The organism is Rhizobium sp. GR12 (assembly GCF_036596185.1).
GTDB classification, from domain to species: Bacteria; Pseudomonadota; Alphaproteobacteria; order Rhizobiales; family Rhizobiaceae; genus Agrobacterium; species Agrobacterium nepotum.
In genome coordinates this window covers 260,422-274,864 of the sequence record NZ_JASXTH010000004.1, presented here as the reverse complement: position 1 = coordinate 274,864, position 14,443 = coordinate 260,422, and the positions used below count along the sequence as shown (strand labels likewise).

The 14,443-nt window shown below is 56.7% G+C and carries 13 protein-coding genes; 5 read left to right on the top strand and 8 right to left on the bottom strand.

The annotated features are described in order from the left end of the window. The first annotated feature begins 641 nt into the window (after positions 1-641). Positions 642-1,744 (top strand): IS3 family transposase gene (locus tag QSK43_RS09030; protein WP_332303185.1). Its coding sequence is split into 2 segments (ribosomal slippage): positions 642-903 and positions 903-1,744, totalling 1,104 coding nucleotides; the frame shifts between segments, so codons are not numbered across the junction. A gap of 63 nt (positions 1,745-1,807) precedes the next feature. On the opposite strand, the gene QSK43_RS09025 is transcribed toward QSK43_RS09030, so the two are convergent. Together QSK43_RS09025 and QSK43_RS09020 are read right to left on the bottom strand one after the other, a co-directional pair. After that, positions 1,808-2,677, bottom strand: coding sequence for a nucleotidyl transferase AbiEii/AbiGii toxin family protein (locus QSK43_RS09025; protein WP_332303184.1), 870 nt, complete (start codon positions 2,675-2,677; stop codon positions 1,808-1,810). Further along, positions 2,670-3,287: a type IV toxin-antitoxin system AbiEi family antitoxin domain-containing protein gene (locus QSK43_RS09020; RefSeq protein ID WP_332303183.1), complete on the bottom strand. Its 618-nt coding sequence runs from the start codon at positions 3,285-3,287 to the stop codon at positions 2,670-2,672. The genes QSK43_RS09025 and QSK43_RS09020 overlap by 8 nt, the downstream gene beginning before the upstream one ends. Before the next feature lie 300 nt (positions 3,288-3,587). Between QSK43_RS09020 and QSK43_RS09015 the strand changes: the two genes are divergently transcribed. Further along, the gene (locus tag QSK43_RS09015) at positions 3,588-4,634 is read left to right on the top strand and encodes a hypothetical protein (protein ID WP_332303182.1); all 1,047 of its coding nucleotides are present in this window, start codon (positions 3,588-3,590) and stop codon (positions 4,632-4,634) included. Between the two features lie 1,199 nt (positions 4,635-5,833). Further along, positions 5,834-6,223, top strand: a complete 390-nt coding sequence (locus QSK43_RS09010; RefSeq protein WP_332303181.1) for a hypothetical protein — start codon at positions 5,834-5,836, stop codon at positions 6,221-6,223. Positions 6,224-6,502: 279 nt separating this feature from the next. On the opposite strand, the gene QSK43_RS09005 is transcribed toward QSK43_RS09010, so the two are convergent. After that, positions 6,503-7,234, bottom strand: coding sequence for an SDR family NAD(P)-dependent oxidoreductase (locus QSK43_RS09005; RefSeq protein ID WP_332303180.1), 732 nt, complete (start codon positions 7,232-7,234; stop codon positions 6,503-6,505). A gap of 81 nt (positions 7,235-7,315) precedes the next feature. Between QSK43_RS09005 and QSK43_RS09000 the strand changes: the two genes are divergently transcribed. Further along, entirely contained in the window at positions 7,316-7,708 is a 393-nt protein-coding gene (locus tag QSK43_RS09000; protein ID WP_332303179.1) for a winged helix-turn-helix transcriptional regulator, read from the top strand. Between the two features lie 300 nt (positions 7,709-8,008). On the opposite strand, the gene QSK43_RS08995 is transcribed toward QSK43_RS09000, so the two are convergent. Then, entirely contained in the window at positions 8,009-8,908 is a 900-nt protein-coding gene (locus QSK43_RS08995) for an AraC family transcriptional regulator (RefSeq protein ID WP_332303178.1), read from the bottom strand. Positions 8,909-9,081: 173 nt separating this feature from the next. Between QSK43_RS08995 and QSK43_RS08990 the strand changes: the two genes are divergently transcribed. Beyond that, entirely contained in the window at positions 9,082-10,035 is a 954-nt protein-coding gene (locus tag QSK43_RS08990) for an aldo/keto reductase (RefSeq protein ID WP_332303177.1), read from the top strand. 258 nt (positions 10,036-10,293) lie between these two features. Here the strand turns inward: QSK43_RS08990 and QSK43_RS08985 are convergent, their stop codons facing one another. From QSK43_RS08985 to QSK43_RS08970, 4 genes are all read right to left on the bottom strand, one after another. Next, a complete protein-coding gene (locus QSK43_RS08985; RefSeq protein WP_332303176.1) occupies positions 10,294-10,668 on the bottom strand; it encodes a VOC family protein in 375 nt (124 codons plus the stop codon). Positions 10,669-10,995: 327 nt separating this feature from the next. Next, entirely contained in the window at positions 10,996-11,511 is a 516-nt protein-coding gene (locus QSK43_RS08980) for an AAA family ATPase (protein ID WP_332303175.1), read from the bottom strand. Positions 11,512-11,803: 292 nt separating this feature from the next. Then, a complete protein-coding gene (locus QSK43_RS08975; protein WP_332303174.1) occupies positions 11,804-12,715 on the bottom strand; it encodes an agmatinase in 912 nt (303 codons plus the stop codon). Positions 12,716-12,949: 234 nt separating this feature from the next. Further along, positions 12,950-14,329, bottom strand: coding sequence for an enoyl ACP reductase FabMG family protein (locus tag QSK43_RS08970; RefSeq protein ID WP_332303173.1), 1,380 nt, complete (start codon positions 14,327-14,329; stop codon positions 12,950-12,952). Positions 14,330-14,443 lie beyond the last annotated feature (114 nt).

Here is a 14,443-nt window from a genome sequence, read left to right as displayed (position 1 = left end):
GTCCGCACTGACAAAGCCCGTATCTGCCCCTCGAGTCCTGTCTCTTCCATCCTATTTTCGTTCGACTTATGTTCTAAAGAGAGGTAGCAAGGTAGAGTGAAAAATGTACGAGGTTTTCGACAGCTTCTGTAAATTGCCAACTTGGGATACATCGCATGCGCTCTACGAGGAACGATTCAGGGCCGCACTCAGCGAAATCGTACACCTTGCGGACTTTTCTCCTGAAGAGATGGGTCGGTACATTCAGCTGAATCATGCAGAGCCGATCTGACTGAAGACCGCCGCGCAACTCAACAAGGTAGTCGATCGTCTCGTGGAATATGCAGCTGTTGAACAGGATCTTGTCCGCCGCCGCATTTGGTCGGCTATCAGCTTACTGATGACAAAAAACAATCCCGTCGAGCCAGGCAGATGACGGAGTGACGATTCCGGATGCCGCGTATGCCTCAAGCGCCTCCTCGGAAACTCTCGTGTGGTGAGTTATCTTGTAGTCGATTGATCGTCTGGCCAGAGTCCAATGGTCACGCCCTCCAAAATCCGGCGGCGATGTCCAACCCGCTTGATCTGAACCCTTCAAACTGGACCGTTTTTGGTTAGAGTTTTCCGGTGCATTTTCCTGGCTGGGAAAGGAACGGAAGACGATGAAAGCATCGCAGTTTTCGGACGCACAGAAGGCGTTCATTCTGAAGCAGGGTGATGAAGGAGTGTCGGTGGCGGAGATCTGCCGGAAGGCAGGGATCAGCCAGGCGACCTATTTCAACTGGAAGAAAAAATACGCGGGCATGCTGCCGCCGGAGATGAAGAAGCTGAAGCAGCTCGAAGACGAGAATGCGCGGTTGAAGAAGATCGTCGCGGACCTGACGCTGGACCGAGAGATGTTGCAGGATGTCATTCGGCGAAAGCTCTAAGGCCTGCTCGGAAACGCGAGATGGTGAAAGGCATGTGCCGGGATTGGGCGATCTCGATCCGTCGTGCCTGTGGTGCGCTTAACTTCGATCGTTCGACTTACCACTACACCTCTCGCCGTGCCGATCAGGCCGGTCTGGAACGTCGAATTCGTGAGATCTGCGAGACACGTGTCCGCTACGGTTATCGTCGTGTACATGTACTCCTGGAACGCGAGGGTTGGGGGACCAACATCAAGCGAACCTACCGCATTTACAGAGACCTGGGCCTGCAACTGCGCAACAGGACACCGAAGCGGCGGGTGAAGGCAAAGCTTCGGGAAGATCGGCAAACGGCTGTCGGCCCGAATGATGTCTGGGCCATGGACTTCGTTCACGACCAGCTCGCGACCGGCAAGAAACTGCGGGTGCTCACGGTGGTCGATACCTTCTCGCGCTATGTCCCAGTGCTTGATCCCCGTCACAGCTATCGCGGCGAAGACGTGGTGCAGACATTGGAGCGGGTGTGCCGGCAAGTCGGCTATCCGAAGACGATCCGTGTCGATCAGGGAACTGAGTTCGTGTCTCGCGATCTTGACCTTTGGGCCTACGCCAAAGGCGTCACCCTGGACTTCTCACGCCCGGGCAAGCCGACCGACAATGCGTTCATTGAAGCGTTCAATGGCCGCTTCCGCGCCGAATGCCTGAATCAGCACTGGTTCCTGACCCTTGCGGATGCCCGCGAAAAGATGGAGGATTGGCGTATAGACTATAATGAGTTTCGGCCGCATGGTGCGATCGGCAATAAGGTGCCGATCTCGCTGATGAAATCAGGAGGCTCAACCAGCCCGCCTCCCTGAATGGAGCCCGAAAACCCTAGCCTCAGTTGGTCCAGAAACCTGGGGCGGTTCAGCAGGTCACGCTCATTTGCCCCGGCTCGCGGCTACAACGGCATGAGGCATCAGGAATACGGCAATATCCGTAATGACATCCATTAATTCACCCGGATCATGGGCAACGTCTTCAACAAACGTTCGCCATTGCCGTTGCTTTTGCTGATCCTTGGCAAATGCTGCTGTTAAAGCATCTGGTAGGACAGTTGGGATTAGCGTCTCGCGCCGTTCGAAAGTGGCGGTAATTGCTCGCGCCAACCTGTCATTGTTGAAATCGAACGACCTGCTGAGAATCCAGATGTCGTAGAAATCTTTCATCCTCGTGTTGGCACGTCCCAGCGCCACCATCGCCTGAAACTTCTCGGCAATGACGGTTTCCCGCGCATAGCCCCGTAGACGGGGTATTGGGAAGTCGAGCATTGAAGGATAGTCCAGTTCTTCGGCACCAGGCTCCAGTGCATCGCCAAAGCCGACGTCGATCGTCAGACTGATCCGGGCGCCGCTGATCGAGGCCGTCGTCCTCAGCCTGAGCCCGCCATACTCCAGCTCCTCGCGAATGCGGTCGACGCGAAGTGCATCAGCGTCGAATTCTACACCGTCACCGGCGTCCTGCATCAGGATCTCACGAAACGTCACCAACATCGGCTCGGCGCTGGGATCCCCGAAGCCCAGCAGATCAAGATCGCGCGTGCCGCGGTGCGGATCATCGAACCAGCTCATCATCAGCATCGCGCCCTTCAGCACGAAACGGTCTGCGTAGGGTGATTGGCTGAGCCGGAAAAGCAAGCGCTCGAGGGCGAAGCGGGTCAGAACCAAGTCGAAGCTCTGGCCGCTTGCCTTGGCGAGTTGCAGCAGCCGTGCACGCACCGATGCGCCGATGTTCCTGATCTCCTTAGCCATTTGCGGTCAGCGCCTCAAGGTAAGGCCGAATCACGGTAGTAACCCCGCCGTGCTCGGCCTGTCTTGCAATTTCGCCAGGAGTGGCCTTACGCTGCCGAAGCGCTTCCTGGAGGCCCTCGATCGCCACCGACAGGCCGATCTTGTTGCGATATCGGAAACAGTCCGCGATTGTTTTGACGATCCCAAAGACCTTTACGGGTACACCCTCGATGACATGGGTCTCTACGCTTTCATTGAGCAGACTTTCGGTGAAGCGCACGATGCAAATGGGTGTACCGTCGGGTTTGGGAGGCCAGTCCTTCTGGCCGATGGCCAGCCATACCTGTCTCGGAAGCTGATCAGTCAGGCCGTGGAATGCGAGTGCCGACACAAGGCAGACGACGCCCTTGGGTATACGCGTGGCGACCTCAGCCAGACTGTGATTGGCGTCGAGCGGTGCATCGGAGAGCTGGTAAAGGCCGCGCGCAAGCCGGAGCACCTCCCCGTCCCGCACCATGCGACTCATCGTGGCGGCCGTTACGCCAGCGTCGCGCAGCTCTACAAGGCGCGCGATCCCACGCGCCGTCAGGAGGGCTTGGGCGATGTCGCGCTGGGAGATAGATGCGGGCATTGATATGATAGCTCGGAACTAAGGATTTACTGTCCGAGGATCTGTATCAAATTTCGACCGTGGGGGGAAGCTTTGACACTCGGCAACTTTTCCAATCGCCCACTTTTGTACCTTATTTAATTCGTCGCCACGCTGAAAATACAGTTGCGACGGTCATCGCCATCCCGAAGGTGTACACCAGCGGAGACCAATGATCACTAATCCATGGCTGCTGGGCAGCAAGCTCTGGCGGCAACGTATCCGGTCCGGCTGTCGGTGTCTGCGGACTGTAGTGGAATTTAACGCGAGAAGGTGGTGACGATGGTAGCAGCTTCACCAACTCGGTTGTTACCTGGTGACTCCGCGCCGAGCCTTGCTCTTTCCATGGTTTTAAACGGACCTCACATTAGCGAGGTGCCGTTCAATCAGCCTAGCCTGATCACCCTTTGGAATGCGGGCTGCGAGAGTTCCGTGTCAATGATTGATGAAACTGTGAGACATGAAGCTGCGCACGGTGTGCGCAGCTATGCAGTCGCCGTGATGGTAAGAGATGTCAAAGCGACCATCACCGCTGTAAAAGGATCAGCTTTGCTTGAGACAATTCTCGCCATCGAACAGTCTTCCACCAAGCCCTCCGCTCTGTCGCGGGGCTCGGTAACGCGCAATTGGCTTGAAGCGAGTGGGCACCAGTCCATTCCAACCAGCTTCATAGTGAACGACAGGGGGATCGTTGTCTGGATGGGCGACTCCAATGACGTACACGAAGTATTGCCCAAAACCTTAGACGGGCTCTGGGACTTGGAGGCGGAGCGAACGAGGTGGCTATCGAACGTAACGGACAAGGAAATTTTTGCGTTGCAATTGGACCGTGATGTTATGGATCTGCTTGCTGCTGGACACGTCGCCGAAGCGAAACTGCTCATCGCCCGTGCGGAGCGCGAAATGCCTGAACTTGCCTCTGATAAGCAAGTCAATGTTCAAAAACTCATCATTCCTACCTGTGCGGTAGATCAATTCAATGCGGCGATCGCGCAGTATCATCGCTGCGTTACGCTCTTCCACGACGACGTTGAGCAGCAACTATTTATCGCGGGCCTGATGATTCAAAGACTGTCGTCGAGGAAAGACGCCATCAAACACGCCGCCGCCCAATTGGCCCATATGGAAATTGCGAAACTGTCCATCGTAACAGACGAACAGGTCCTCCCGCTGTTGAGAAGAGATCTTCTTCTGGCTCAAGCCTACAAAAAACTAGGTATGGAGGATGACTGCGAGAAATCAATTGAGAGGGCGGCGTCTGTTATTCGTGGTGGAAGGCTTCCAGCCTACATCTCTGATTGGGCTCAATCAGAGATGGCGAAGCTATAGAGAGCGGCACGGCGCTATACGGCGCCGAATTCAGGATGTCTGCGCCCCTGGGTGTTTCTGCGTGGATGATCGACGAAGAGGATACGGTTGCTGAATTTCATTCCTCAGCCCACATTTCATCAGTGCCTTTTTGTACTCGGCACCTCGTCGAATTCTCGTAGTGATGGGCTTCCCGGCGCTCGCGTCCACCAGCGCCGGAATGCCTTTCTCTCTCGGCGGTGAGTGCCATAATGAATTGCCCCCACTTTCGACCAGCGGGAAGGCTCAAGCAGAGGCTTGGGGATAGGCATATGTCTAACGAGTTTCGACAGGTTGACCTGATGATCGAAGACGTCTCCATGCGAGATAGCATATCGGAGAGCCTCGGTGCTCGCGCATGTCAGGGAGCAGGAAACGCTCTAGCTTCTCGAATTTTTTGTCGGATGGATCTCAAGTCCGCAAATGGCGCACAGATGGCCTGACGTCGCCACGACGATGTCTGTTTCGGGACGCGGGCCACGACGGCTCCTATGACCGTAATGACGGCGCAAAGCTGAAGTCACTCCCGGAGTCGGCCCTAAGCGGAGAAGAAAGTGGCATGCATTCCGACCTCCGACCATGGGGCGACAAGTCAACTGCTAACCTCAATCGCGGAAATACGTATAAGCCCCGGGAACAAACCGGACCAAATCTCCGTTGCTCGTCACGATTATTTCTTCGGAGGCGGGTCATGAAACTCAAGCTGGCTTTAAGCGTGATCCTAAGCGTTACCTTTACGGTAGCAGTCGCGGAAGCGCGGACTCGATTGCATCTTTACGGTGTCGTCCCGGTGACAGGTGATCACGTACTTGAGATCGCCTATCGGGCAGCACTCGACAGATGCAGTTTCCAATCTTACCCATCATACGATCGCGTCGGTTTCTATGGAGGCGCCTATGGCTCTCCCGAGATGCGCAGCTGCATGTACCGTATGGGTTTCATCCTGGAAAATGGTGAGCCTTTCGCATACCCCGTGAGGAAGGCAACGTACCTTTCAAGGTGACAGGACGCCGAATTATATAAGACCGAAACTTCTGACAGTCACCGTCTCGATCGGACAGATTTGATACTTTTACGAACCCTGTTCCTCATTGAAGTGAAGCCATCTTAGTTTGCTGACGCAACTGCGTATTGAAAACCGGCTTTGGAATATCGACTTTCAGGAAAACCTGGAGGTCGAAATGATCTATATTCTTTTCGCGTTATGCGCGCTCGTCACAACATTCTTTGCTTGCCGGTACTATGCCGCCAGGACTCTACTCGTTGAACACGATATCGATAAAGCCATCGCACGGAAATTTGCCTCGAGTGGTAAGGCCATTGAGCTGGCGAAACTTCGAGAGGAGAACGCCGTGATTCGAAACCTTTTGCTCGACCTTCTGGAAAACGAAGCGGCTTTTCCAGTCCAGCAGGCAACGGTATCGAAGGATGATTTATTCCGGATGAAAGCGACCAGGATCCAGAGGTATCGCGAGATACTGGCCGAAAGCCGGTATGTCTTGCAGCAGCGTGAAGCCAGTAACGTTTTCGAACACTCCAGGTCACCGAAGAGTGCCGAAGGCAGGATGTAAGGTCCAAAATACGTTCAGCGGAAAATTTCAGGAAACCGCTCAAAGGGCATCATGGAAAAACCTATCGGTAAACCTGTCTTCCAGCAGCGTCTCCTATCAGGCCCGAAGCCGACGTTTCACGACAGGTGGACGGGTTTGTCGAGAACAGAAGCGCTAGTATGATCGTCTCAGGTATTCATTTCGATATTGGATGACTTCAATTTAAAGCCGTTCCGTCATCGAGCGCGTTTTGCTGTACCCGACCCTATTCAAGATCGGGTATAACGTTTCGGCGGCCCCTTAGACTTGCCGCAAGCCACCGTCAACGCATAGTTCAGCACCGGCGATGTAGCTCGCATCGTCGCTCAACAGGAACAAGGCGGCCGCAGCCACTTCTGAAGGCCGCGCCATGCGGCCCATCGGGATTGGAGCGACAATTGCCGCGCGAGTGTCTTCCGCGACAGCAGCCATCATGTCCGTATCCGTGGGGCCCGGTGCAATTACGTTGACGCGTATACCTTGCGGCGCGAGTTCTGCCGTCCAGGTTCGGGCATAAGAACGGACGGCTGCCTTGGTGGCGCAGTACGTTCCGTAACCCGAGTAGCCCGCGTTCCCGGCTATGGAGCCGACGAGGACGACCGAGCCGCCTTCTCTCATTGTGGGAAGTGCGGCCTGGAGTCCGAACACCATCCCTCGAACGTTGACGTCGAAGTGGCGGTCGAAGTGCTCCGGTGTTATTTCCGCAATTTGCGAAGGCTCGGAAAGACCTGCATTCAAAACAAGCGCGTCGACACGACCGTATGCTTTGTTCACTTTTTCGACAGCGAAGACCATGTCTTCCGGAGAGCTTGCGTCAGCGGTAATACCGACTGCGCCATTACCGATGCCTTTGGCCGCCATTTCAGCATCTTCACTTCTACGACTGGTAATGAAGACATGTGCGCCTTCAGCAGAAAGTCGCTCTGCAATAGCCAGGCCGATACCCTTCGCGCCGCCGACAACCAGAGCCACCTTGTTATTCATTCGAGCCATCGTAAATCCTTTCACTGAATGGTCTCGCCATGATATACGTCGGATATCTGATATCAATTACGCACCTGGAATAGCCTAGATATGGACGAGTATACCGACCTGGAAGCCCTCTCTCATCGCGCGCTTTGCGACATGGCGCAGGTTCGCCCGGTGCTTGACAAAATTGCTGACAAATGGACGATCCTGATACTGACGGTAATCTGTCCCAAACCCTCGCGCTTCAACGAAATCAAGCGACGTCTCGACGGGATCACGCACAAAGCTCTGGCCGACGCTTTGAAGAGGCTTGAGCGGAACGGCCTTGTGACGAGAACCGTACTCCCAACGCAACCGATTGGCGTAGAATATGCAATTACTCCACTAGGCCATTCACTGCGGGAGCCGTTTGAAGCACTGTGCGCGTGGGCAGCGGCCAACGGCGACAAGGTCGAGGCAGCCACGCTGCACTATGAAAAAACGGGAAATCGTCGTTGACGGCGTCGCTGTGTCCGCTTCCGGCGCACGGGGGACATGACGCCGCCGCCGGTACGATGTCCACTTCTAGACAGGTGTGGCGAGGATCTCAATGACCGACAAGACGGCGCAAAGCGGAAATTATTTCCGCCTCGAGGCCGGAAGGAGACTGACAGCTTTAGGTGTCAGGGAGAACGACGCACCCTCTCGAATGCGTTCCAGTTGGTCACCTCCGCTCTGACGCAGAAGACGACCGAAGGCACGTGAGCCGCCTGACGCCTTTGGACTAAACCTTGATGCGCGGACGTCAGTAAGCTGAACTCAAGCTACCCCTGCCAAGTCCGGCGAAGCCCGCAAGCGGGCTATGTCGCGCACCGGTGGTTCTCCAAAGTGGCGGCGATATTCGCGACTGAACTGCGTCGGGCTTTCGTAACCCACACGGAAGGCGGCAGTCGTGACGTCAATGTCTTCAACCAGCATGAGGCTGCGGGCGTCCTGCAGCCTGAGCTGCTTCTGGAACTGCAGCGGCGTCATCGCCGTTACGGCACGAAAATGCTCGTGCAGGCTCGACGGACTCATGCCTACTTCCGCAGCAAGCCGCTCGATGCTGAACCGTTCCCGGAAGTTCTTGCCTATCCAGGCGATGGCGCGGCCAACCTGGGCCACCGGACCTTGGCCGGAAATGATGTGGCGCATCCTGGCGCCGTCCGGGCCGGCGAGCAGGTGATAGAGAATTTCCTGCTCGGCAAGCGGCCCGAGCACGGGCAGTGCTATCGGATCGTCGAGCAAGCGCACCAGGCGTAGCGTTGCATCGAGCAGAGCGGTACCGGCATCGGACACCGTCTTGCCTATGGGCCGAGATGGTACTCCCGGCGGGGGCGGCACGCGCAACGCCAAGTTCCCCAGCATGACCGGATCGAAATCAAGGTACAGGCACAGATAGGGTTTGTCGGGCGTCGCCTCGACCACATGGCCTATCGCGGGCAGATCATAAGTCACGACGCCATAGCGCCCCGGTTTATATCTGAATACACGGTCGCCAAGCATGACTTCCTTGCGCCCCTGCGCGACGAGGCATAGTTGCGGCCGATAAACATTCGGCATCGGCATCGTCACCGTGGAGGATTGAACAAGCGTCACACGTTCGATGGGGGTGGCGTGGAAACCATCCTTCGAGACATGGCGGGCAATCACGGCGGCAATTTCGGTCAATGTTTCCATGTGCCGGAACATCGCACCCGCGCCGGAAGTCGGCAAGGCAGATCCGCGCTGCTTCTGGAGGATTGGGCAGTAATTTCGGCGCATCAGGCTAACGGTTCGGCATTGTCACGCATCACAGTGTCAGCGGCACCCGGGTCACAGCAACCCTGGCCGCAGAACAAGATGGAGTAAACATGACAAGCGATAAACTGAAGACCCCCACCATCGCACTGGGCACCTGGGCCTGGGGCGACAGCGGCGAGACTGGCGACGGTTACTTCGGCAGCAAATTCACTCAGGCTGGCCTGGAAGAGGTCGTGGACAAGGCACACGCGGCCGGGTTTACCCTGTGGGATACAGCCATCGTGTACGGCATGGGCCGTTCAGAGACCGTACTCGGAGAGGTACTGAAGCACTACGCCCGCCACGACTACCAGCTCTCCACGAAGTTCAACCCGCGGATCGCAGGAACCAGTGACACTCCTATGACAGACATGCTGGAGCAGAGTCTGGCCAACCTCGGCACCGACTACGTCGACTTCTACTGGATCCACAATCCAGCCGATGTCCTACGGTGGACTCCGCACATGATTCCGTTGCTGAAGAGCGGGAAGGTCAGACATGTCGGCGTCTCGAATCATAACCTCAGCGAAATCAGGCTTGCCGACCAAATTCTGGGGGAAGCCGGGTTCCGGGTCGAAGCTGTCCAGAACCACTATAGCCTCCTCTACCGCGGCTCTGAACACACTGGCATCCTGGACCACTGCCGCAGCCAAGAAATCCGCTTCTTCGCCTATATGGTGCTCGAACAGGGCGCTTTGACCGCCAAATACAACCCGGAGAATCCGCTGCCGGGAGGCAGCAGCCGGGCGGATATTTACAACGGTATGTTGACTCAGTTGAAAGCCCTGACGGACAAGCTCGCTTCGATCGGTCAGATGCAGGGTGCAGAAGCTCCCGATGTCGCGACGGCTTGGGCCATAGCGAAAGGGACAACGCCAATCATCGGCGTCACCAAGCCCCACTATATCGACAGTCTGGTCCGCGCCAGCAGCATCACGCTCACCAGCGATGCCATCGCCGAGCTGGAAGCGCTTGCCAACGCCGCCAGGGTGAACACCCGCGGCTTCTGGGAACAAGAGATGTAATTCTGAAGATTCGCCGTCCCAGGCCCGCAGACCGTCGCTCAGAGCAATATGGCAGGGCGATCTCGCGTCTGCCACTGGCGCAGTAGGCCTGCCGCGCCTACTTGCACCAGATGACTGCTTTCGGAACTGGTCAGCCGCCTGTTCAATGACCATAAGGAGAGCGCATCTATGCCATGGGCCTGTCGGCCTAGAGCGAACATTCTACGCCTGTCGCCTCTAGCGCTCGAACAGGCTGCCCTCCAGGCGCTTACCGCCACATCATTTCGTCGGTTGAGATCGTACCGTGAGTTTATTTCCATCCGGATCGCGAAGATATGCGACGAACGCCCCATTCTGACGCTCTGCAGGTGGGCTCTCAATGGACGTGCCGCCATGCAGGATACCGGCGGCATGCCACGCCAGAACATGTTCAGGGCTCGCGGCGGCGATACCGATCGTCCCACCGTTGGCCGCTGTTGCTGGCTTGCCGTCGATCGGTCTTGTGATCATCAAGCGGCTGCCCTCATGGGGGTAGATCAGTCGGCCTCTCGCATCCATCTCGCCGGACTTGCCGCCCAATGCAACAAAGGTGGCATCGTAGAATCTACGCGCCCGCTCTAGGTCGTTACTTCCGATCATGACGTGGGTGAACATGCTTCGTCTCCTGCAGGGTGCTTCTGTAAAGGTATTTCCTGACGTTCAACGCTCCTGACCATGACGCCAATGCCAGGACAATGTCTACCTTCAAAGGTCGCCCCGCGGCTCGGGACGGCTTCCTGAAAGCTGCCGTCCCAGTCGCGACGCCGAAGTTAAATACTAATCGAGCGAGGAAACCAGCCCGGCGATCTTGAACTGGCTGCCATGGACGAAGGCTATGAACGATGGCCAGCGAGATAAGCCACAACTCGCGACCGCTTTCATCTTAAAAACTCGAAACCGGTCCTTACCCCTCCCCACCCCGAGTGGCGCACGACCGACCCATCACCAGGCCCTGATGATCTGCTCAACCACGGCTTCGACACTCATCGCGGAGGTATCCAACCCCAACCCTTCACGGGGCGTGTCTTTCTGAAGAGCATCAGCAAGGACGTTAGGAGGGAAGTGTTCTCCATAGCCCGTCTTGTGTCGCTCGGCGTCACGTCGGGCGAGCGTCTCCACGTCGGGGTTAAGCACAACTATACGCGGGTTGAGATCGGCAAGCGCCTTCTTGATGCGGACAAAATCCGCACCGATCAGGATGTCCTGGTATACCGTCGTGAATCCGGCGCCGACGAACCGTCGGACCGCGTACATTGAGATGTCTTGCCGAAGGTGGAGTTGCTCAATCGCCTCGCTGCCGAGCACTGGCCCCATCACCGCTCCGCCCCTGGTGATCATGCGCAGGAACGCGTCACCGCCGACATGTGCCGACTTATCGAACCGCTGAACTAGGGCCTTGGCTATGGTAGACTTGCCAGCGGCCATGGCGCCGGTGATGACATAAAGTGGTGCAGTCATGGTAATCCTTTCATGTCAAGGGACACGAGATCATGCGCGCCTGTTCATAGTAGAAGTCGAACATGGGGATGGTCTTCGTTCGGTTATACCAAGCCTGCCTTCAAGAAATCTTGCCAGTTACCATAAGCAGCACATTCAGCTCAAATAACCCGAATGGCATCTTTCGGAAACATGGAATGACACCGAACGACTGGGGCGCGTTGCGGCCGAGGTTTCGTGACCGCGCAAGGTGCAGCTTTCGCAGTGTACTCGTTCAAAGCCAGCTATTCTGCCTCCATACGCGACCTGTCGTCTAGCGCTGCCGTACGATGGCCCCTATCGTATTGACGAGGATACGCGAAGCTGTGAGAGCCGACAGGCCATCGACGTCGGATGGCGGTAGCAACTCCACCATGTCCATTCCGACAATGCTGCCCCGTTTAGCAGCCCCGGCAATCAGGTCGATTGTCTGGGTGTAGCTAAGCCCACCGGGCGTTCGTGCGGCTACAGCTGGCATGATGCTGGGATCGAGCCCGTCACAGTCCAGTGTTACGATAATCCGCGCTCCTTCTGGAAGACGGCACAACGCGGCCTCGACGCCGTGTTTATGGACCTCGCGAGCGGTTACGATCCGGCTCCCATAAGCCTTCGCCGCCTCGATCTCCGCAAGGCCAGCGCTGCCGACGCTCCTAATGCCGACCTGCACGATCCCCGCAACATGAGCCATTTCACTCACTCGGCGCATGGGGCTGGAGTAGCCGTATCGTTCGCCCTGAACCTCGTCGCGCCAGTCGATGTGAGCGTCGATTTGAAGGACCCAGATCGGCCCTTGTTCAGAGAAGGCGCCAATAAAGGGGATAGGCACCGAGTCATCGCTTCCAATCAGAATTGGGACGGCATCTTGGGCAAGAACCTCCCGCGTCTTTTGCTCGATGCGGGCGCGGTTGCCGACGCCGTCACCCATCACGGTTTCAACGTCCCCGATATCGACACAGGCAATTGGACCGCCGTCAAACAGGAGGCCGCCAAGCTCAAAATCCCAATGCTCCAACAAGGGCGCGTCTTCCTGGCTTGCCGCACGGACCGCATCCGCAGCGAGCGCGTGTCCGCCACTGTCCTGTCCGGGATAGTTAGTGCCGTGGCCAACACCAAAGATCACCGCTCGAAGCTGATCTTTCTGTAGGAGGCTATTCGGAAGATTCAGAAAGGTTGCAGGCAGAGACATCGCAGGATCGAACTCGCTTGAATTGCTGGGTATGGCTTGAAGCTTACCACGGTTTCAAACCAAAAGCCGGCCGTCGTGTTCCCACGCCCGGCAGGACATTCCGCCCAAATAGGTCAAGCGGCTGCTTTGGGTAAGTCTTGCGGCAGTGGCAACGGCCGGAATGAAGGCGAGATCCCTCACAGGATTCGTCGCTTCATGGCCAAACCAACCAGCTTCCAGCCTAAGCTGGGAACTTCACGTCATCTCAAGGTGCGAGGATTCCATTCCCTGCGTGATAAGCGGCGCGGGAGACGTCAAATGCGGGTGGGAAGCGTTAAGTCGCCGAGCTACGATATCGTGGTTGAGCCACAGGACAGGACCGGAGGGCTCGGAAGCTTCGCTAAAAATCAGCTGCCCGGTTGCCTTCACAACGAGACTGCTCAGGAGGTCGCTGATCATCAACTTTCTATCCCGATGCATCTGAGTGATCTCGTTGGACGTACCGATGGTCAAATCCGCCTGTGCCTGGCTGTTTGCCATGGGCCATGCCGAAAAATCATAGAACGGACGCATGACCTCGCTGGCCTGCATGTCGGTAATCTTCCGGAAAACATCCTTCATGGTTAAGCCGTCGGCCAGAAGCTGCTGGCAGGCCTGCCACTGCTCGTCTGCCCACTGGCCACCGTTTTCTTTCTTCAACGCAAGCAGCAGCGGTATCAGGGGCAGCTCGATACCGGTGAACACATCAGACGAATTGGTCCGGATTTCGGGACAGTTATAGACAGTTGCCTTGATCCCTGCCGCCCAGGCTTCCTCTGCAATGCCTTCGAGCCGCATCTTCGCATAACCCTGGGTGTAGTTGGTGTAGGTCTGCCAACGATAGCTTCCGTCAATGAGAACCGCCGATCCGTGGTAACCATAGGCCGTATATCTCACTTGACCGCCCGAGGCTTCCACGCGCTCGCGGATCGCCGCGCTGAAATCAATGAGATGGCGAAAGGTGTTTGCGGAGACGTCGTCAAAGTTCTGCAGGATGAGCTTTCCCAGGTCACTGTCGAGCAAGGTCTGCGACGACATGTGGCGGGTTCCGGTCCCCTTGTATATTCGATTGGCGACGACCAGGAATACCTTCGCCTTCGGGATGCCCCCGGCCATTGTGTGGGCGAAGAAAACATTGCGGCCAGCCTCGATCATTCCGTCAAGAACGGTCATAACTTTTGAAAGCGACTCCGTAAAACGCGCAGTGGCGATGTCGCGGCATTGCCCGACATAGTCCCAGTCGAGCTTGTCGTCTTCCCAGCTCTCAAGTGTCATCTTTGCCAGGAGATCGGTGGGAGTTGGGCCACCTGCGGGCGCATCGAGATCGAAACCCGCCATAAGAGGTATATTGATGATCCTGCCGCCCAGTTGGGCCTCCGCCGAAGACAGTTCCTCGGCGTCGAGCGGCCGCAGCGCGTTGTTCTCGCCGCGCCGCCCGACGGTAATCCCCACAATCTCCATCCCAGCCCGTCTGGCTTCGTCGAGCAAGCCGGTGGCGTATCCGCGACCGAACAGCTCGCCGAAGAGTACGAAAACATCGCCTTTACGGAAGACCGTGTTCTCGGAAAGATGATTCAGTGCAACCGGATTTTCCATGCTGTCAACTCTTTGATCGTGCGTCGTCGAGCAATGGCTCATACGAACTTTCATAAAGACATGACCGCACAGGCACAGAATGGGAACTCATTTTCGGTGACCGTTTATTTCAAA